This is a genomic window from Mycoplasmopsis opalescens ATCC 27921, from assembly GCF_000712185.1.
Classification (GTDB): Bacteria; Bacillota_I; Bacilli_A; order Mycoplasmatales; family Metamycoplasmataceae; genus Mycoplasmopsis; species Mycoplasmopsis opalescens.
Genome location: NZ_KL544019.1, coordinates 147,898 through 168,611, shown reverse-complemented (window position 1 = coordinate 168,611; position 20,714 = coordinate 147,898). Strand labels below are relative to the sequence as shown.

The window sequence follows — 20,714 nt, the reverse complement described above, 5'->3', positions numbered from 1 at the left end:
AAATATTATGAACGAAGTAGAAACCAAAGATAATAAGAAGATTTCCTTTTTTAGCGCCCTATTAATCGTTATCGGTGGATCAATTGGTGCTGGTATCTTCTTTAAATCAGGTGGTGTTTTATCGAACTCGCATTCATCAATTATTCTTGCAGCATTTTGCTGAATAATTGCTTCGCTTGCAGTTATCGCTATGGCGCTTGCCTTGATTGAAATTTCATCTGTAAGAAATGACAACTTGTCTTTACTAGGATGAACAAAAGTCTTTTGTGGTAGAAAATTATACCTATCATCAAAAAACTTCATGACGTACATTTATTTACCATTTACTTACTTCTTTATGCCTTTATATGTAATTCTTTCATTACAAGATGGATTTACAGGTTTATTAGGCAGAGATGCTAATTTTGGTACTTCACACGACTGAATTATTTGATTAGTTATTGCATTAATCATGTCAGTTTACTTCTTAACAGTTCCTGCTATTTGATCAAAAGTCGGGGACGCACAAAACAAAATCGTTCTTGCTGTTAAATTCTTACCTTTAATTTTCGTTCCAGTTATCGGTATTGTTTTAGCTATTACTGGACACGGTGGAACAGACAATGTTTCAGTTGCTTTAAAACCAGCAGAAGGATCATTCTCACACTTAGTTAAAACTGGTACTGGTATTACCTCATTTGCAGGTGTTGGTGCAGGTTTAGGTGTGTTCTTAGCTGTTTCAGCTATCTTCTTCGCTTATGATGGATTCTATGTTGCTGCTGGAATCCAATCAGAAATGAAGGAACCTAGAAAAACTCCATTAGCAATTTTCTTAGGATTAGCAATCACTACAGTAATTTACTTAATCATTGCTATTGCAATGTCAATTAACGGTGGTTCATTCTTCGCAATGCAAGACTACATGGCAAGCTTATTCCACAGTAAAAGAGCTGCACAAATTATGTTCGGTTTAATGAACTTATGCATCGCAATTGGTGTTTTAGGTATTATTAACGGTTTCTCAATGTGAGCTCCTCGTTATGTTGAAGATTTATTAGCATTAGGTGACTTACCTTACTGAAACAAATACAAAAACAAATTAAATCCTAATCGTCCAATAGTTGGTATTGTATACTCATTAGTATTAACAATTCCTCTTGTTATTATTTTCATGGTTATCGGTGCATTAGCATACTTACCACTTAACGCTGACTATGCATTCTATGACTCACCTACAGACTGAAAAGCTCTTTCTACAGGTGCCGGTGGATCAATGCAACGTCTTTACTCATTCGCTGACTTAATGGCAAACTGAACTGCATTATTTACTTTTGCTTACATTGCATTTGCTATTTTAGGTGGCATTATTAACAGAAAAACTGGCAAAATTCAAATCGCTGACAAGAAGTCATACTTCGTTCCAGCTGCTTGAATCTCAGTTATCATTGTTATGATTGCTTTAGTTGTAACAGTATTACAACCAATCATCGACTTATTCTTATTATTCGGTTTTGACTCACACTACACAGCAGTTGATGCTGCACAAGGTAGCGTGGATGTATTATTATCAGATGTTTATGATTTAAAAGCTGGTACAGCACAAACATTACTAAACCAAGCTAACACTGAAACAGTAAAACAAATAGCTTTAACATTTGGCGGTAAAGATGTTTCTCTTGTATTAAGAGACATAATTGTTGGTAGAGTTGCTTTAGTTGTTACTTTAGTAATCTTCATCTTATTATCATTCTTACCTACAGCTATCGAAGACAGAAAAAATAAAAAAGCATTTGGTTCATTAGAAAAATATGAAGAATGAAAGGCACAACAATTAGCTGGCATCTCATCACTTGCTAACTAAGAGGTATTAATTATGAAAAAAATATTAAAATCAACATTATTAGTTTCAACATTTGCATTGCCATTAACTGCATTCTCATGTGCTAAAAAAGCTGAAGAAGAAGCTAAACCAGAAGATTTATTAAACAAAGTTGCTACTGAACAAGAGAAAACTAAACTCGAAGCTGAATTAAAAGCAGCTGGCAAAGATGAAACAAAAATCAACAAAGCAGTTGAAAATATTAATGCTCAACTTGAAGCCGAAAATGCTCAAGTTGCAAAAGCTGAACGTTTAATTCAAAGATTATCTTTAGAATATGACAAATTAACTTACACAAAAAGACTTGAAGCTCTTAAAAATGATGCTGGTCAAGCTGATCTTGGCAAAGTTAAAGCATTAATTGATGAATTAATGAAATTAGCTGAAATTAAAGTCTCAATTTTAACCGACTTAGTAGCATTAATCAATGTAGATGAATCTAAAAACAAAGATTTAGCTGATTTACATAAAAAAGTTTCTGCTGAAATCGCTGAACAAGACGGAAAAATTAATGAAGCTAAAGAAGCATTAGAAGCACTAGAAAAAGATAAATCAACCAACCAAGCTGAAATTGAAAAATGAAACAAACAAATAGATGAAGCAACTAATGCTAAAGCTGGAATTTACGACAAATATTCTGCACAAATTAAAGCTGAATTAGAAAAATTACAACCAAAAGAAGAAAAAAACGACAAATAAGAATAATAATAACAAAATAAAATATCGAGCTCCGGGTCGATATTTTATTTATCTTAATTTTCTTTAAGCAATAAGGCAATTTCTTCTTTATATGGTGCCTTATTATCAATATAAGGCGTTTCTAGAACTTTAATGACTTTAGCAAAATCAGGATCAAGAATAACTTTGCGTAGTGATTCAACGCTAATTGTGCCTTTACCAATATTTTCATGCCGGTCCTTATGCGAACCACAAGCGTTTTTTGAATCATTAACGTGAATTACTTTTATAGCTGTAGTTAGCTTGTTTGCATCAAAAATGCGTTTGAATTCTTCATAATTATTAAAGTCAATTCCGCTATCGTGGAGATGGCAAGTATCGAGGCAAATTTGAATTCTTTCGTGGTTAGTTTTAGCTAAAACATATTTCATTTCTTCGATATTCACAAACATCTCATTACCTTTACCAGCCATGGTTTCAAGGCAAATAACAACATCCTTTGTATTATTAATTACCATTAAAAGATTATTAACTAAGTTATCCAAAGCTTGTTTTCTATTGCAATCGGTAGCTGAACCGGGATGCAACACTAAATATTTAAACCCTACAAAATTCATTCTTTCAATTTCGCTTATTAAAAATTCAACCGCTTTTTCACCTTTTGAGCTTGAGCACATATTAATAATATAAGGTGCATGCACCACTATATCTTCTGGATTTATAATGTGACTATATTTTTTCATGTATTCATCTTTATGGTATTTTTCTGTGCTAACCCTTAAAGCCCTTTGTGGTGGACCTAAAAAAATCATACAAGTATTTGCATTATAAGATAATGATTCTTCAATTGAGCCAATTAAATAATTTGGAGCTTTAAAAGCAACATGTGAACCTAATTTAATCATTTTTTTCCTCTTGTATTTCTATTGTTTCATAATTTATTAATTTATCTTCATTATTGCCGAAAGTAAAACCATTTTGCAAAAAGTATTTAAAAATACCACCTTTACGATAATGCGGAGCTATCTCGTCTGCCACTTCTTTAAAGTTTTGTGAGCTGTTGCCCATCGCAATTAGCTTGCCAACATAGCCTTTTAATACCGCATCACTCATGGAATCGCCAAAATGCATTGAATTTTGTTTTTTAATACCTTTGAACTCTAAATATTTTTTGGTTGCTAAAGCCTTTGAAGTGCTTCCTGAGGTGATTTCGATCACATAATCATTAGCTGCAAGAGTAAAATTTAAACTTGCCTTATAAAGTTCATTTAGCTTTTTAAACATATGAAGTGATCTAATTGGTGAAGTAAAAATCAAGCTAATTTTAATTATATTTTTATGGTGCGTAATATCAAAATGATTACGTAAGCCAATTTTAATAAAACGTTTTGACATAATCATTTTAGCTAATCAAGATTGAAACTTATTATGCGAATAATATGATTCACCATTGACATCATTAATAGTAAAGGAGATTTTGTTTTCATTGGCGAACTTAACTATTTCCAAAACATCTATTTTACTGATGTTTTCGCTATAAAATAGTTGATTATTAATGTAAATTTCTCCGCCTCCACTAGCTATAATATCTGTAATTCCTAATTCATGCATTGACTTTAAAACTTTAGGGTTAGAATGCATTCTCCCGGTTGAAAAAACAACATTAGCATGATTTTTAGCTAGCATTATGGCCATTTTGTTTTTTTCTGAGATTGGATTTTTATTATATGGCTGATCAAAAAGTGTGCCATCCAAATCGAAAAATATACATGCTTCTTCTTTATGTTCACTCATAACGTTATTATAAAAAATATTTAATAATATTTTCTTAAATTGATTACTTATTATAAAAAACAAGCCATAAGGCTTATTTTAGTTTGATTGTGATTTTGCAGTTGGTGCAACAATAACTCTTACACGGTCTTTGGTGTAAGGCATAAGAGCCATGAAACGAGCTCTTTTAATAGCTAAAGCAATTTTTCTTTGGTCTTTTGCACATGTACCTGTGTTAGCACGAGGTTTAATTTGACCTGCTGAAGCAATAAATCTTGTTAAGTATTCTGTGTTTTTGTAATCTACATAGTGAATTTTGTTTTCACAAAGGTCGCATCTACGACGTTTTTGCATTGGTTTTTTACGATTAATTAAAGCCATTTTAACTCCTAATTTAAGTCTGTATCATCTTCTAGATCATCGAAACTAAAAATTTTAGTTGTTTTATTTACATTAGTACTATTTAAATTTTGCTCATTAGAATTAGCAAATGAAACGCCATTTGTTGATTTAAGCGATTCTTTTTCGCCATTACCATCAAAAGTTGGTGTGGTGTTTGATTTATTTGCTCTTTGCTCTCTAGCTGAACGAGATTCAAGTAATTGGATATTGTCAATATTAACTTCTAAAGTTGAAACGATGCCATTTTTACCTTCATATCTTCCACTAACTAGTGAACCTTCAACTGAAATTAAAGTGCCTTTTGGTGCATAATTATTTATAAAGTCAGCTGTTTGTCTTCAAGCAACAAAAGGGATAAAATCCGCATTATCTCCTTGAGTTGTTCTTCTTGAAACTGCAATAGTTCCACGAGTATATTTAATACCGCTATTGGTTGTAAAAGTTCTTACATCGTTAGCGATTCTACCAATTAATAGTACTTTATTCATGATGATCTCCTAAATGATTATTTTGAAGTTTCTTCTGCTTCTTTTTTAACTACTCTTTTACGAGGTTTTACTTCACTATTTGTAGATTCTTCAACTTTTTTAGTAAAAGATTTTCTTTCGTATTTTTTAGATTTCTTTTCACTTAACATCTTTTTTTCGTTATCTAAATTGATAACTATTTGTCTTCAAACAGTTTTTAAAATGTTGCAACGACGTGTGAATTCAGCAATTAATTCGCTTGCTGATTCAACTTCGAAAAGCATGTAAATACCTTTTTTTGATCCATTAATTGCATAAGCTAAATCTGTTCTTTCAAGTTGCTCTGATTTTTTGATATTTTCTTTTCCGAAGATGCCTGAAACTAATTCTGTAGCAACTGATGCTTCAGCTTTAGGGTCAAGAATCATCAAAATTTCATATTTTTGCATTTTCTCTCCTTCTGGACTCAGGGTCTTGCGACCAAGGAGTAATTTATTACTCGTGGGTATTATAATATATTTAAAATTTTATGAAGCAAAATATAGATTTAATATTACATATGTCTTTAATGAAAAAATAAAAAAAATTTTAAAGATTTTAGAATAATGTATATTTTTATTATGATGCAAAAATTAGTTATTGTTGAGTCGCCAAATAAAGTTAGTACTATTCAAAAATATTTAGGAGATGAATTTAAAGTTGTTGCTAGTGTTGGACATATTACAAAATTATCTAATACTGGTGTTTTAGGTTTAGGGATTGATTTGGAAAATTGAGAGCCAAAATATATATTAGATCAATCAAAGAAAAAAATCATTTCGGAACTTAAAAAAGCTTCAAAAGAATCATCTTTTGTTTATATTGCAACTGACCCAGACCGTGAGGGTGAAGCAATTGGAGATCATTTAGTTACATTTTTAAAATTAGAAAATAAATATGCACGTGTTAAATATAATGAAATTACTAAAGACGCTATAATACAGGCATTTGAGAAGCCCACAATGCTTGATAAACCTTTAATTGAAGCACAAAAAGCTCGAAGAATGCTTGATAGAATTATTGGCTATAGATTGTCTAAGTTAATGCACCAAAAAATTTCTAATTCACCAACTAATCCATCTGCTGGTAGAGTGCAATCAATAGCTTTAAAGTTAATTGTGGACCGCGAAAGAGAGATAGAAGCATTTATTCCTAGACAATATCATAAGCTCTTAGCTAAAATTGACGAAAACATTTGTGCTACAAGCTTTTTGGCAACACATCCAGCAGCTGAAAGAGAGTGGATCTATCCTGATGAGTTAGCTAAAGTTAAAGAAAAAGTTCTTAAAACTAATAATCGGCTAACTGTTAGTGATATTAAAATTACACAGAAAAAGGTGCCCGCTATAACACCATTTAAACAAGCAATTTTATATCGAAAATCACCATATACATCAAAAGTTACTCAAGTAGTATTACAAAAGCTTTATGAAGGTTATGGGGATGGCGGTTTGATTTCATACCCACGTACAGATAGTACAAGATTAAGCCAAACTTTTGTTAAAAATGCTCATGAATATATTGCAAATAAATTTGGTAAAGATTATGTAGCTACTGATGTTAAGGGTTTTAGTGGTGCACAAGATGCCCATGAAGCTATTCGTCCAACCGATATCACTTTAACTCCAGAACAAGCTAAGATTAAGTTCAATATGCAAGAAAATGAATTTAAGGTTTATGAACTTATTTACAATCATACATTGCAAGCCTTAATAAAATCACCTATTCGTGAAAGCAAATCTTATACATTATCTGGAGGTAAACTTAATTTTAAATTTAATTGTAGTAAGGTTATTTTTGACGGATACTACTGTGTTGCAGGTGAAAAGGAAAATTTAATTGATCCAGATTATAGCTTAGATCAAATACTTGATGTTCAAGAATTTATCTTTAGTGATCATGAAACCAATCCACCATCTAGATATAGTGAAGGTTCATTGATTGAAGCTTTAGATGAAATTAAAGTTGGTAGACCTTCCACATTTGCATCAACTGTTAAGATTGTTTTAGACCGCGAATATGCTGAAAATGTTAATGGCGCTTTAATTCCAACTGATTTTGGCAAAATTGTAATTGATAAACTAATTTCTGCTTTTCCAAACATTATTAATGAAGATTATACAGCTAAGGTTGAAGGCGAATTAGATATGATTGCTAATAATCAGCTTTCTTTGCAACCTGTTATGTCTAGTTTTTATGAGAGATTTAATTCAGCTTATGATCAGGCACAAACATCTATTACTAGATCAGTTATTGAGCCTGTTTTGCTAGAAGAACCATGCCCTGAAGATAGTGGCCAATTAATCGAGAGACGATCAAGAGTTGGTGCTAAGTTTATTGGTTGCAAAAACTTTCCAAACTGTCGCTACACTAGAAGTGTTGAGGGCGCCAATAACAAAAACGGGTATAGATTTTTTCGCAAAAAGAGAAAAGACTAATAATTCTATAAAAGCATAAAAATAACTTTTTAGAATAATCTAATCAGGAATAATAACAATGAATAAAATAAATACACTTGAAAATATTTATCGTAATCAGCGCAATCAAATTGAAAAGCATAATTTTATTGATATAGATAGGCGTATTCTGATTTTAAAAAAACTTAAAAAACTGCTTCAAGAGCAAGAAAAACATGTTAGTGAAGCACTTTTTAAAGATTTAAATAAACATGAAAATGAAGTTTATATTAGCGAAATTTCTTTAGTTTATAGCGAAATCAACCTCTATATCAAGAAACTAAAACAATGAACTAAATTAAAAAGAGTTAAGACACCTTTTTACCTTTGACCAGCAAAAAGTAGAATTATGTATGAGCCACTAGGCGGAGCTTTAATAATCAGTCCTTGAAATTATCCGCTTATGCTCTCATTAGTTCCAATAGTTAATGCAATTGGCGCAGGAAACAGAGTAATTATTAAGCCGTCAGAATATTGTGTTAATTTTTCAAATTGACTTTTTGACTTTATTAATAAGAATTTTGAAAACGATTTAATTTATTGTGCTAACTTTGATTTAGAAAATGCAAAATGATTATTAGACAAAGAATTTGATGTTATTCATTTTACAGGATCAACAAATATTGGTAAAATCGTAGCTGAAAAAGCAGCAAAAAAATTAACTCCTGTAATACTAGAATTAGGTGGAAAATCTCCAACTGTAGTATGTGATGATACTAATCTAGATAATGCTGTTGAAAATATTTTTTATGGCAAAGTTATTAATTCTGGGCAAACATGTACGGCGCATGATTATGCATTAGTTCAAGAAAACATAGTTGAAAAATTTATTCAGAAATTTAACTTAATTTTGCATGAGCAATTAGGCAACGAACCGCTTAAAAATTCTTCATTGCCTAAAATCATTAGCCAAAAACATTTTGATAGATTAATTAATATGAAACCTGATTTAGTTTATGATGCTGAGCAATTAAAAATATACCCATTAGCCTATACAACAGATGAAAAAGATAAAATGATGCAAGAAGAAATTTTCGGTCCTATTTTACCGATTATACCCTTCAAAGATATTAATGAGGCGATAGATTTTATTAATGTTCGTGATAATCCCTTAGCTTCTTATCTTTTTAGCTCAAGTAAAATGAAACAAAAACTGTTTAAAAGTAAAGTTCAATCTGGCTCATTAATTATTAATACAACCACAATGCATTTAGCTAATTCTTATTTACCTTTAGGTGGAGTTAAAAATTCTGGCTTAGGTAAATATCGCGGCTTTGAAGGCTTTAAAGCTTTTAGTCATGCTAAATCAATATTTTATAAACGCAACACGTCAAGAATATTATTTCTCTTAAAACGGCCATTCACAGGCAAAAAAGTAAAAATCATAAAATCAATAATTAAATAAAACCCTTTTTAGTTTTCTAAAAGGGTTTTATGTTTTTATGAACTAATCATTAAGTTTCATTCAGTATAAATTTCATTTGTTTTTTGCATATTTATTGGTGCTGCTTCTGTATGTTTGACGTTATATTTGATTAAACTAGTGTTATTTTTAAAGTTAAATATTGTGCTTTCATTGGTAATTTTATAAAGATTTTGATAGTAGATGCTTTCATTTTCGATTAGTTGATTTTTTGAGTCATAAACTTTAAAATTTGAATTAATCATATAATAATATGCGTTTTTATATGCTGATGTATATCCTACTTTTTTGGCGTTTTCATAGTAAGAATATTCATTTAAATCTATATTATTTTTATTAGATAAATTAAGGATATTATAGGGTATATTTTGATTTTGTAAGCCACCAAAAAAATATTTTTTTGCTGCTGAAATTACTTGTTTATAGGTATTTTCGTCAGTTTTTAGAGGAATGATTAAGCCATCAACTAACATTATGTTTCCACTTGGTCTTAAATATCTAATTGTACCTTTTTGAACACGAATATCGTTGTCCAAAGAGTCAAAAGCATCAATAGCATCGCCATTATAAATTAGGGCAACTTGAACATTAGAATTAGGATCAATTAATTTATTGACTAATTCTAAACCAACACCAGAAAGGTAAATATTTTTACTATTGATTTTTTCGCCTGTGCCATCTTCAATTAACTGAGCAAAATTATTTAATAAAGTTTTATATAAAGTTGGTTGATAAGTTGTTGATGCTTCACCTGTAGGGTGAGATTCGACCTTATAAGAATTTTGTTTAGGTGAATCGACGATTTTATAATAGGAAGACCCATAAATCATTAAATCACGTACAGCATCAGTAATTGCTCAATATTTAAAATTGTTGTGTTTGAGAGATTGCAAAATGTCAATCATTTCTAAAGAGTTATTATTACTATTTTGTTTATTAAACCTTAAAGCATCATTTATTATTTTATTATCAAAGTCATATAAATCACTAGTAAGAGGTTGATTTTTTTTATCTATTTTACTAGGGTTATAGGCAATTACAGCATCTTGATTAAAGTAAGGAACCATGTAGTCAATTAAATGTTTATTTGGCTGATTATCTTTATTATTTTCTGCTATTAAATATTTATCATAACTTTCAAGATGATCAAAAACTTCTTTAGTTAATAAGTTTTTTTGGTAATTTCTATATTGTTTTAAGCTTTCATGATCATTTAGGATTTCATCAATAGTTTTATTTATGGCTCATGAAGGTTTTACTACGTTTTCAGGTCAAAAAATATCTAAATAATTAATTGGCTGTAAATAATTTTGTCTAATGAGTTGGACTGCTTGTTGGTCACTACCTATTCCCGCATTAACTTTATTAAGTTTAATTGCATTAGTGAACTCGTTAATGGTATCAAAAACTTTGTAATCTAGATCACTGTAAATTTCATTTGCTATTTCAGGTGACAAATAAGCTTTATAATTGTAGAAAACAATTGTATTATTAATTGAACAAGATAAAGATAACCCTGTAAAAATAGTAGTGCAAGTTAGACAAGATGTCATCTGATAAATTAGCTTTTTCGGTTTCATTATGACTTTCTTAATTTATAAAATAATTATTATTTTATAAAAAATATGATTTTTATTACATTAAAAATTATATTTTTTTAGTATTAAATATTAATTATTTTTTGTATAAAAAATTATTATTTTGTTTTTAAAATTAGCTATCTACAGGCTAAAAGGTTAATAAAAAAATACAATTTCTTATCGGTTATATTTACAAAAATATTTTCTAATAAAAAAAGTCAAAAATTATTAATTTACTCAAAAATTGCAAGATTTTTAAAAGAATTTTCCAAACTATCGAAGTGCGATTATTTTGTTGGTTCTTTTTGCAGCCTTTGGCTAATGGAAAAAGGTTGCTTCCTTTTGAAGTTGATAATAAGCTTAATGCTTGCTTTCCGTCACCATTTTCAAAAATATTTGGATATAAAGTTAATATTTCATTATCAGTTCATAATGCGTTTGAAGATTGTGCAATGATTTGAATAACAAGATTTTTTTAAGATCTGTACATTCATTAGCTAGAACTTTAATTTTCTTCTTAGCTTCTTCACTTTCAACTCCGATTTCTTCGATTTTAGTTTCTTTTTCATTAATTGTGTTTGTTTTTTTTGCAAGTGTTATTTTACTTTTTTTAGCCTCATATAGACATTTTAGTTTATCTAGTTCTTTATCTTCATCTGAATTATTTCCTACAAATTTTTCCACATTGTTTTGATTGTTTACGGTTGTAGCATTTTTTATTTAACGCTATTGCACTATAAATGATTATTGCAGTTCCTATACCTAATGATAGAGTTAGCAATTAGTCCATGTATAAATATTTTCTTTTTTGCTCATGACTATCTCTTAAATAAAATAGTAATTTTACCAAAAATACTGTACTATTGTTGTTTTGGTAAAATTCATTGTTGTTTAAATAAAACAATGTTTACCCATATTTATTAACTAAAAAAAACACTAAAAATACTGTACTATTGTATTTTTAGCAACAAAAAAGTTGGCTTAGCCAACATTATTTTGTATCTTCTTCGACTATATCATCGTCTTTTGATTGTTGAGCAGCTTTAGCAGCTTCAGCCATAGCTTCAGGATTGTTTTTCATCATTTCAGCCATTTGAGCCATTAATTGTTCATATTGAGTAACAACTTCTTTTAATTTGTCATAATCTTTATTTTTTAGAAGATCATTGATTTCATTTATTTTTTCTTGAGCTTGTTTCTTTTGTTCCTCATTCATTTTATCGCCATTAGTTGATAAACTTTCACTTAATGTATTCACTAGATTTTCAGCACGAATAGATAATTCAATTTCTGAACGACGTTTTTCATCAGCTTCACGATTTTCCTCTGCGTCTTTAATCATTTTGTTGATTTCTTCATCACTTAGTTTTGTTGAATTTTTAATAACTAATGATTCTTCTTTATTATTAGCCTTATCTTTGGCACTTACTGTCGTGATACCGTTGGCATCGATTGAGAATGAAACTTCAATTTGAGGTACACCAGCAGGTGCAGGTGAAATTCCTTCTAAATTAAATTGTCCAAGTACTTTATTTTCTGAAGCTAAACTTCTTTCTCCTTGTAATACTTTAATAGTAACGGCTGTTTGGTTATTAGCATAAGTTGTAAAAGTTTTTGCCTTTGTAATAGGAATACGTGTATTTCTTGTGATTAATGGTTCACAAATTCCACCAGCAACTTCGATACCTAAAGTTAAAGGAGTAACGTCAACTAATAAAATATCATTAATTTCTCCAGCTAAAACAGCACCTTGAATAGCAGCCCCGAGTGCCACAACTTCATCAGGGTTAACTGATTTATTAGGTTTTTTGCCTAATGTTTTTTCAACTAATTCATACACAGCAGGCATACGTGTTGAACCACCAACAAAAAGAATATCTTCTAAGTCAGCAGGTTGTAATTTAGCGTCTTCTAAAGCTTTTAAAATTGGTTGTTTACATCTAGCTAACAGCGAAGCTGTCATTTTTTCAAACTCATTACGTTTTAATTCTGTTTCAACATTAATAGGCGCTGAACCAGGTAATAAAATTAAAAATGGTAATGAAATATTGGCAACTAAAGAAGATGAAAGGTCAATTTTTGCTTTTTCAGCAGCAGCTTTTAATCTTGCCATTGCCATTTTATCTTCGCGAACATCAATATTGTGTTCTTTTTTGATTTTGTCAACTAATCAATTTACAATTGCATTATCTCAGTCATCACCACCTAAGTGGTTATCACCGGCAGTAGCTAAAACTTCAAAAGTTCCGCCTGCTAATTCTAAAATTGAAACGTCAAAAGTACCTCCACCTAAGTCAAATACTAAGACTTTCTTTTCTTTATCCATTTTATCTAAACCAAATGATAAAGCAGCCGCAGTAGGTTCGTTAATAATTCTTAAAACTTCTAATCCGGCTATTTTACCAGCGATTTTTGTTGATTCACGTTGAGAGTTATTAAAGTAAGCTGGTACAGTAATAACTGCTTTACTAATTTTATGTCCAACTTTTTCTTCGGCATATTTTTTAAGATATTCTAAAATAATTGCACTAATTTCTTCAGGTTTATATTTTTTATTATTAATTTCTATAGTTTCGCTTGTACCCATTAATCTTTTAATACTTGCGACTGTGTTTGGGTTAGTTTCGATTTGGTTTTTAGCATTGTCGCCAACAATAATTTCATCACCTTTAAAACTAACAACTGAAGGTGTTGTACGCTTTCCGTTTAAATTTTCTAAAACAATAGGTTTTCCATTTTCTACGATCGAAACAACAGAGTTAGTTGTTCCTAGGTCAATACCTAAAATAATTTCTTTAGCCATATTTTCTCCTTACTAGCTTTTAAATTTTCTATAGCATTATTTTAGCACTCTTCGGGGTAGTTTGCTAAAAAAATAAAAAATTTTTTTGTTTTAAAAATAATTTAATGATGGATTTTTTTGTAGTAAACTTGTCGTGCTGAGCTTAAAAAATAGAAAAATAATTATTTTGTAAAAATGTTTTGATATTTTTTCACTGTGCTATAATATTTTAGCAATTTAGCACGTTGGAGAAGTAGCTCAGCTTGGTAGAGCGCTTGGTTTGGGACCAAGTGGTCGCAGGTTCAAATCCTGTCTTCTTCACCATGTGGGGGATTAGCTCATTTGGCTAGAGCACTTGCCTTGCACGCAAGGGGTGGTGGGTTCGAATCCCATATCCTCCACCATTTATGGCGTTGTAGCTCAGTTGGTTAGAGCACTCGGTTCATACCCGAAAGGTCAAGAGTTCGACTCTCTTCGACGCCACCATTATTTGGAATAAATCTAACTGTTATGGACCTATAGCTCAACGGTTAGAGCAACCGGCTCATAACCGGTCGGTTACCGGTTCGAATCCAGTTAGGTCCACCATGGGCAATTACCCAAGTCCGGCTGAAGGGAGCAGTCTTGAAAACTGCCAGGGGATTCACGTCCCGCGGGGGTTCAAATCCCTCATTGCCCGCCATTCGCCTAAATAAGGCACCAAAATACATATCGCGGAGTGGAGAAGTCGGAATCTCGCAAGGCTCATAACCTTGAGGTCGTTGGTTCAAGTCCAACCTCCGCCACCACGGTCCAGTGGTAAAGTGGTTTAATACGTCTCCCTGTCACGGAGAAGATCGCGGGTTCAATTCCCGTCTGGACCGCCATTTGGCTCTGTAGCTCAGTAGGTAGAGCAACGGATTGAAGCTCCGTGTGTCGCTGGTTCGATTCCTGCCGGAGCCACCATATCAAATATTTGTACTCCATTCTGGAGTTTTTTTTATTTTATTAATTTTTATCTTATAAAAATTTCTATTTAATGATTTATATTAAAAATATATAATATATATGATACAAACGTATCGCGAGTTTTACTATACAATTATTGGAGATTAAAATATGAATAAGAAAATTTTACTTTCATTAGGGGCTATGTCATCATTAGTGATGGCACCAGCTTTAACAATTGCATGTGGAAGAAATAAAGCAGGATATTTACACGCACATGCTCCTAAAGAATCAGTTGTTAAGGTTAACCTTAAAAATGAATATAAACTAGAAAAAGACAAAATTAAAGATGCTCCATCAATTATTATGATTAATGATGGGGGGGATATTAATGATAAATCATTCAACCAATCAGCTTGAGAAGGTGTTTTAAAATTTGCTGACGTACAAAATGAATACCCATCATCAAAAATTGGTGTTTTAGACGTTAAAGATGAAAAATATCAACAAGCATACCAATATGCTCTTGCAAAAGGATACCGTATTTGGGTAGCTCCAGGTTTCTTGCACGCAGAACACTTAACTAAGTTTTTCGAAAATGCTGATAATGTTAGAAAATTTAAAGAAAACAAAGCTAAAATCATTGGTGCTGACTATGATATTCCTTTAAAATTAGAATCACACTGACAAAGTTTTAAAACCAAAGAAGCGGCTTTCATCGCTGGATATGCTGCAGCTAAATTCTTATCAGAAGAAGATAATAAAGAAAACCGTACATTTACATCGTTTGGTGGTGGTGTATTTCGAGGAGTAACAGACTTTATCGAAGGATTTTATAAAGGTGTACACTACTGAAATACTCTTCAAAAAGAAGAAAAAACAAAAGTTTATTCAACACAAGAAAGCGTTAACTTAACTACAGGTTTTGATGCTACTAAAGATGCTATGAAAACAGTTGTGTCAGCAGCAACAGCTACAAAAGCAAAAATTATTTTACCAGTGGCTGGACCAGCTACATTCCTTGTTACAAAAGATGAAAATTTCAAAGGAAAAGGTAAATATGTAATTGGTGTTGATACTGACCAAGCTTTAGCAACCAAAGTTGGTGTTGAAACATTCTTTACCTCAATTCTTAAAAACTTAGGTCAATCAACATATGACGCTGTTGGATTATTAGGCTCAACAGCAGATTGATCAACAATTCAAGATAAATTAGGCACACCATATCCTGATGCAAACGACAGAATTTTATCAGGTGGTATTAAAGAAAACTGAGTAGACGTTTCAGAAACTCACATTACAGGCGACAAAAAAGCTAAAGCTGAAGCAGCCTTAAAAGAAGCTAAAGAAGTTTTCTTAAAATTAGTTCAAGACAATTCCGATGTTATTACACTATTAAACAGTAATAAAGCTACAAAAGAAGGAACAGAATACACAGATAAAGAGCCTGGAGAAAAAATTATCAACGAGCTTGCTAAATTATTAATCTTAAAATAATGAATGCCGTTGAATTTAAAAATGTAACTAAAGTATTTCCCGGGATCGTTGCTAATAGCGACGTTTCATTTCAAGTAAAAAAGGGAACAATTCACGCCCTAATTGGCGAAAATGGAGCAGGTAAAAGCACTTTGATGTCAATATTGTTCGGTTTATACGAACAAACTAGTGGTGAAATACTAGTAAATGGCAAAAAAGTGCTTTTTACAGGACCTAATGATGCTAATGAGGCTGGAATTGGTATGGTGCACCAGCACTTTAAATTAGTTGATGTTTACACTAACCTTGACAATATTATTTTAGGTGATGAATGAGTTCAAAAATTTGATGTAATTAATCGAAATATTGCAATCAAAAAAATTAAAGCTCTGCAAAATATCTATAATTTACACTTCGATTTATTCCAAAAATCAGGTGAAGCTACCGTTTCAACTCAACAAAAAGTTGAAATTATGAAAATGCTTTACCGTGGTAATGAAATATTAGTTTTTGACGAACCTACTGCGGTTTTAACTGACGAAGAAATTCAAGGTTTATTACAATCTTTCGAAATTTTTAAAAAAGCAGGCAAAACAATTATTTTTATCTCGCACAAACTTAAAGAAATTGAGCAAGTTGCTGATTCAGCCACTGTTTTACGCTTAGGTAAAGTTGCGGGCAACTTTGATATTAAAAATGTATCGATGGACACCATTATTAAAGCAATGGTTGGTTCAGATGTTGTAGAAATTAAAAACAATACTCCAGCTAAAAGAGATGAAGTTGTGTTTTCGATGAAAAATGTTTCTACAACAAACTTAAATAAAAACTTAAAAAGCATCAATTTTGATGTTCATGCGGGCGAAATTTTTGCCATCGCCGGTATTTCTGGTAATGGACAAGAAGAACTTGAACAAGTCGCTGGTGGATTAATTTTTCCTTCAAAAGGTTCAATCCACCTACGGGTTCAAGATAAAGCAACTGGTCAATATCATCTAAAAGATATTACAAGCAGTTCAGCTTATGAGCGATCAAAAGATCATATGGCTTATATTCCTGCAGATAGACACCACCACGGAGTTATTCTTGATTATACTATTGAGGAAAACTCAATTATTCGGCGTTTATGAGATAAAGAATTCCAAAATGCCGGAATTTTAAAAAGTAAAAATATTGCTAACTTTACTAATGAAATTATTGAAAAATATGACGTTCGTAGCTCACGCGGAGGTAAGAGTATAGCTCGTTCCCTTTCTGGTGGTAACCAACAAAAATTCATTGTTGGACGTGAAATGCTTTTTGAACACGACTTTATAATTATTGTTCAACCAACTAGAGGTATGGATATCGGTGCCATTACTAATATCCATAGTGAAATTCTCAAAGAAAAGCAAAATGGTAAAGCAATCTTATTAATTTCATATGAGCTTGATGAAGTTTTAGCCTTAGCTGATACTATTGCTGTTATTAATGAAGGCAAAATCTTATCAATTCAAGATGCTAAAAATGTGTCTAGACATGAAATTGGTAAATTTATGTCTTCATCTTCAAGTGACAATAAAGATATTTGATTTGATCCAAACAATATGGAAGAATCAAAAGAAGGCTATATTAATTTAGTTAATAAAAAGTATGCTTCTTTTATGGAAAAAGAACAATTGAATATCGCTTCATTAAATTCAGCTATCTATTTAGCTAAAAAAGCCAAAGCCTCAGTAAACGAAATTAAAGAATTGCAAGATAATTACAAAAATTCTAATCTTGAGTTAAGAAGAATTAAACAAGAACATAAACAAGAAATTAAAAAAGTAAAAGCTAATTTTGAAGAAATTTTTAACAATAAACTAAAGGAAGGGGGTAAATAATGGGAGAACAAACAAGAAACAAAACAAATTTTAAAGATGCATTTAACTCATTTACACAAAAAATGTCTGAATTCGTTCGTCGAGATAAATCTAAAAGCGCCGGACGTAAAATTGCATCATCATTATGATCTCTAACCTTTGGTATTATAATTTCACTAATTTATGTGATGATTAAAGTTCCTGTTACTGGTGGAGTAGCGGTTAATCCCCTTGAAGTATTTACTGTTATTTTTAAAGGTTTTAATGCAGGCAACCAACGTTTTATAATTAATTTCTTTCTGGTGTTTGGATTTAGTTCCTTAGCCTGTGCAATTAGTTTTAAGGCGGGAATCTTCAATATAGGTATTCCAGGCCAAATGATGGCCACAGGATTTACCTCATTTGGTTTATTCATTTATTGAGGCTATGATAAGCATTTTAGCGTAACCGTTCCACACATTTTATTAGCCTTACTTCTTTCAGTATTATTTGCAGCCCTATTAGGCGCTATTGCTGGAATATTGAAAACAGTGCTGAATGTACATGAAGTTATTACCACAATTATGCTTAACTGAATTATAGTTGGTATTTCAATGGCTATTTTCCAAAGAAGTTCAGCCAATGTATTTTGAAGCCAATTGTCAGATACGCAACTTGATCATTACTTCAGTAAAGAATTACAAGGTGTTAATGCAGGTGCTGTTTTAATTTCAGAATCTGTAAAAGAATTATTCAATATTTTAGGCATCATTTTTCTATTATTAGCTGTTTTTGCCGGATTCTTTATCTTTAACTTCACCGCTTTGGGATACAAAATTAATATGCTTGGTATCTCAAAAACTAATGGTAAATATATGGGGGTTGACGACAAATTCTTAACGATAATGATTTTAGCTGTTTCGGGAGCAATTTCCGGTATAGCAGGATTCTATCAATATGTTATTGCTCCTTCGCCTAGCTATAGTTCGATAACCGGACCTTTAAATATTGGTTTTGAAAGTATAGCAATAAGTTTATTGGCATTAAATTCACCAATTGGAATTCTATTTTCAAGTTTATTCTATACAGCAATTTACAATAGTCAATTTGGATTACAAGGTCTTTTCATAAAATATGAAGATACTCAAGTTGCTACTTCATTAATTTTATATTTAGCAGCTACTTCATTAATGTTTTTAAACTTTAAACCAATCTATTTTATTAGACAAAAGATTTATCTGAATCGCGATCCGCGCACTGATGCAAATAAAAAACTACTCAAATATGAACTTAAAGCTCACCGCTTAACACGTGCTTATGAGCTTAAAATGCACAATCTTAAATACAATGCGAATAGTAAAAATCAAGAATCATTCATACAAAAAATGAATATACTTGAAACAAAACACCAAAAAGCAATCTATTTAAATAATTTAAGAATTGAATGAGCTAAAAAATTAGTTCTAGAAGCAGAAAAAACTCATAAATTATGCTTAAAATTACATCAAGCAAACTTAAAAAATGATCTTGAGGCTAAAGCAACAATCAAACAGGCAATTAAAGAAGCTAATAAAAATTATGTTCAATTAAATAAATTTGAATATGATCAAACTTTATTAAACCAGCTTCCAGTAATTGAACACAAGCTCTTAGTTGAAGAATTATCAAATAAAGCTAAAGTTAAAAACTTAAAAGTTCAGTTAAAGAAAATGACTGATCAATATCTTTCTAAAGCTATGAACTTTAAAAACACAGATTTAGAAACTATTCAGCTTTTTGAAAAAATTAACAATGAAAAACTTAAGCTTCTTAATGAAATGAAAGCTTTAGGAAGTGCTAATAAATTCAATATTATGCAACAATATATAGCTTCAGTAAAAAATACTCAAAATCATTTTAATACACTATTTATTGCATCAATTGAAGAACAAAAACAAATGCATAAAGAGTTAATTTTGGCTAAAAAAGAAATGAAAGCAATTAATAAACAAGCAAAAATGAAGGAGGCTAATTAATGTCATTAGATTTAACAGTTTATGTTTATAACTCTTTAATTACTTTCTTCTGCATCTTTTCTTTAGCTGCCATTAGTGGTCTATTCTGCGAAAAAGCTGGTATTGTTAATATTGGTATTAATGGGATGATGGTTGTTGGTACAGCTGCTTACTTATCATTTGCTGATGTTATCTCTAAAGTTGTTCCTGGCGGAGAACAAAGTGCATCAGCTTGATTCACTATTCCAGGTACAATTGTTGCCATGGTTAGTGCTGCTTTATTTGCTCTTTTACACGGCTATGCAACAATTAAACTAAAAAGTGAGCACACTATTAGCGGTTTTGCGATTAACTTATTAGCCTTTGGTGTTGCTATTATTCTTTTAGAAATCTTTGGTAACAACAACAAAAAACCAGCTAACACCATTGAACACTTACAATGAAGTGTTAATGTCGGCTCTAATATACTATTAGATTTAATTTCATTCAAGCTTGTTATTACAATTTTAGTTATAGTTTTTGGCTCATTTGCCTTATACAAAACTAAATGAGGTCTTCGTTTTAGATCTATAGGAGAAAACCCTCAAGCTGCAGACGTTGCAGGTATTAATGTTTATAAAATCAAATGACAAGGAATTATAATCTCAGGTGCCATTGCTGGCCTTTCTGGTTCAATTTTCGGTGCTAAATTAGGCGAAACATTTAATGGTGATGTTAGAGGATATGGATATCTAGCTTTAGCAATTATGATTATGGGGCATTGAAATATCTTTATTGTTTCAGCTATTGCCTTAGCATTCTCTTTCTTATATGCTCTTTCATCTTCATCAGTTGGTTTCATTCCAGCTTTAAGAGCTTATAGGGGATTATTAGACACCACACCATATATCTTGTCATTAATTGTTATTATGGTTACAGCTCGCAGATCTCATGCCCCCGCTGCAGCCGGAAAAGTTTATGACAAATCAGTTCGCTAATGACTATAATAAAAACTAGGCTTTATGCTTAGTTTTTATTATTTTTATCTAAAATTAAA

16 protein-coding genes and 8 tRNA genes are annotated in these 20,714 nt (G+C 31.0%); 16 read left to right on the top strand and 8 right to left on the bottom strand.

Translation table 4 applies throughout. The annotated features are described in order from the left end of the window. Positions 1-7: 7 nt before the first annotated feature. Both T385_RS0102550 and T385_RS0102545 read left to right on the top strand, forming a co-directional pair. The gene (locus T385_RS0102550; protein ID WP_036450781.1) at positions 8-1,840 is read left to right on the top strand and encodes an APC family permease; all 1,833 of its coding nucleotides are present in this window, start codon (positions 8-10) and stop codon (positions 1,838-1,840) included. A gap of 12 nt (positions 1,841-1,852) precedes the next feature. Next, positions 1,853-2,557: a hypothetical protein gene (locus T385_RS0102545; protein WP_029906253.1), complete on the top strand. Its 705-nt coding sequence runs from the start codon at positions 1,853-1,855 to the stop codon at positions 2,555-2,557. A gap of 53 nt (positions 2,558-2,610) precedes the next feature. Here T385_RS0102545 and T385_RS0102540 read toward each other — a convergent pair whose 3' ends face one another. The 5 genes from T385_RS0102540 to rpsF form a co-directional block, all read right to left on the bottom strand. Next, on the bottom strand, positions 2,611-3,441 hold the full coding sequence (locus T385_RS0102540; RefSeq protein WP_029906251.1) for a deoxyribonuclease IV: 831 nt from the start codon (positions 3,439-3,441) through the stop codon (positions 2,611-2,613). Beyond that, complete coding sequence (locus tag T385_RS0102535) at positions 3,434-4,330, bottom strand: Cof-type HAD-IIB family hydrolase (RefSeq protein WP_051677972.1); 897 nt, start codon at positions 4,328-4,330, stop codon at positions 3,434-3,436. The genes T385_RS0102540 and T385_RS0102535 overlap by 8 nt, the downstream gene beginning before the upstream one ends. A gap of 78 nt (positions 4,331-4,408) precedes the next feature. Continuing rightward, a complete protein-coding gene (gene rpsR, locus T385_RS0102530) occupies positions 4,409-4,690 on the bottom strand; it encodes a 30S ribosomal protein S18 (RefSeq protein ID WP_029906247.1) in 282 nt (93 codons plus the stop codon). Between the two features lie 8 nt (positions 4,691-4,698). After that, the gene (locus T385_RS0102525; protein ID WP_051677971.1) at positions 4,699-5,199 is read right to left on the bottom strand and encodes a single-stranded DNA-binding protein; all 501 of its coding nucleotides are present in this window, start codon (positions 5,197-5,199) and stop codon (positions 4,699-4,701) included. A gap of 17 nt (positions 5,200-5,216) precedes the next feature. Continuing rightward, positions 5,217-5,627 carry a 30S ribosomal protein S6 gene (gene rpsF, locus T385_RS0102520; RefSeq protein ID WP_029906243.1) on the bottom strand — a complete coding sequence of 137 codons (411 nt, stop codon included), beginning with the start codon at positions 5,625-5,627 and terminating at the stop codon, positions 5,217-5,219. Between the two features lie 171 nt (positions 5,628-5,798). Here rpsF and topA point away from each other — a divergent pair, with 171 nt between their 5' ends. After that, on the top strand, positions 5,799-7,655 hold the full coding sequence (gene topA, locus T385_RS0102510) for a type I DNA topoisomerase (protein WP_029906241.1): 1,857 nt from the start codon (positions 5,799-5,801) through the stop codon (positions 7,653-7,655). Between the two features lie 58 nt (positions 7,656-7,713). Beyond that, positions 7,714-9,078: an aldehyde dehydrogenase family protein gene (locus T385_RS0102505; protein WP_029906239.1), complete on the top strand. Its 1,365-nt coding sequence runs from the start codon at positions 7,714-7,716 to the stop codon at positions 9,076-9,078. Positions 9,079-9,113: 35 nt separating this feature from the next. On the opposite strand, the gene T385_RS0102500 is transcribed toward T385_RS0102505, so the two are convergent. The 3 genes from T385_RS0102500 to dnaK all read right to left on the bottom strand — a co-directional run bounded on the left by T385_RS0102500 (position 9,114) and on the right by dnaK (position 13,479). Further along, the gene (locus tag T385_RS0102500) at positions 9,114-10,676 is read right to left on the bottom strand and encodes a hypothetical protein (RefSeq protein ID WP_029906237.1); all 1,563 of its coding nucleotides are present in this window, start codon (positions 10,674-10,676) and stop codon (positions 9,114-9,116) included. Between the two features lie 408 nt (positions 10,677-11,084). After that, a complete protein-coding gene (locus T385_RS0102495; protein WP_029906235.1) occupies positions 11,085-11,360 on the bottom strand; it encodes a hypothetical protein in 276 nt (91 codons plus the stop codon). 307 nt (positions 11,361-11,667) lie between these two features. Continuing rightward, complete coding sequence (dnaK, locus tag T385_RS0102490) at positions 11,668-13,479, bottom strand: molecular chaperone DnaK (RefSeq protein WP_029906233.1); 1,812 nt, start codon at positions 13,477-13,479, stop codon at positions 11,668-11,670. 226 nt (positions 13,480-13,705) lie between these two features. Here dnaK and T385_RS0102485 point away from each other — a divergent pair. The 12 genes from T385_RS0102485 (at position 13,706) to T385_RS0102430 (ending at position 20,655) form a co-directional block, all read left to right on the top strand. Beyond that, a tRNA-Pro gene (locus tag T385_RS0102485) sits at positions 13,706-13,782 on the top strand. Between the two features lie 3 nt (positions 13,783-13,785). Further along, positions 13,786-13,862: transfer RNA gene (locus T385_RS0102480), tRNA-Ala, on the top strand. A 5-nt stretch (positions 13,863-13,867) separates the two neighbouring features. Beyond that, a tRNA-Met gene (locus T385_RS0102475) sits at positions 13,868-13,944 on the top strand. A gap of 26 nt (positions 13,945-13,970) precedes the next feature. Further along, positions 13,971-14,046: transfer RNA gene (locus T385_RS0102470), tRNA-Ile, on the top strand. A gap of 1 nt (position 14,047) precedes the next feature. Next, a tRNA-Ser gene (locus T385_RS0102465) sits at positions 14,048-14,140 on the top strand. A 30-nt stretch (positions 14,141-14,170) separates the two neighbouring features. Further along, positions 14,171-14,246: transfer RNA gene (locus T385_RS0102460), tRNA-Met, on the top strand. 1 nt (position 14,247) lies between these two features. Continuing rightward, positions 14,248-14,324 (top strand) — tRNA-Asp (locus T385_RS0102455). Between the two features lie 3 nt (positions 14,325-14,327). Continuing rightward, positions 14,328-14,403, top strand: a tRNA-Phe gene (locus T385_RS0102450). Between the two features lie 153 nt (positions 14,404-14,556). Further along, entirely contained in the window at positions 14,557-15,882 is a 1,326-nt protein-coding gene (locus T385_RS0102445; RefSeq protein WP_029906231.1) for a BMP family ABC transporter substrate-binding protein, read from the top strand. Beyond that, positions 15,882-17,726, top strand: a complete 1,845-nt coding sequence (locus T385_RS0102440) for an ABC transporter ATP-binding protein (RefSeq protein WP_029906229.1) — start codon at positions 15,882-15,884, stop codon at positions 17,724-17,726. The genes T385_RS0102445 and T385_RS0102440 overlap by 1 nt, the downstream gene beginning before the upstream one ends. Further along, positions 17,726-19,699, top strand: a complete 1,974-nt coding sequence (locus T385_RS0102435; RefSeq protein ID WP_051677970.1) for an ABC transporter permease — start codon at positions 17,726-17,728, stop codon at positions 19,697-19,699. Before T385_RS0102440 ends, T385_RS0102435 begins: the two co-directional genes overlap by 1 nt. Next, positions 19,699-20,655 (top strand): ABC transporter permease, encoded by a 957-nt coding sequence (locus tag T385_RS0102430; protein ID WP_245601771.1) that lies wholly within the window; start codon positions 19,699-19,701, stop codon positions 20,653-20,655. The genes T385_RS0102435 and T385_RS0102430 overlap by 1 nt, the downstream gene beginning before the upstream one ends. The last annotated feature ends 59 nt before the right edge of the window (positions 20,656-20,714 follow it).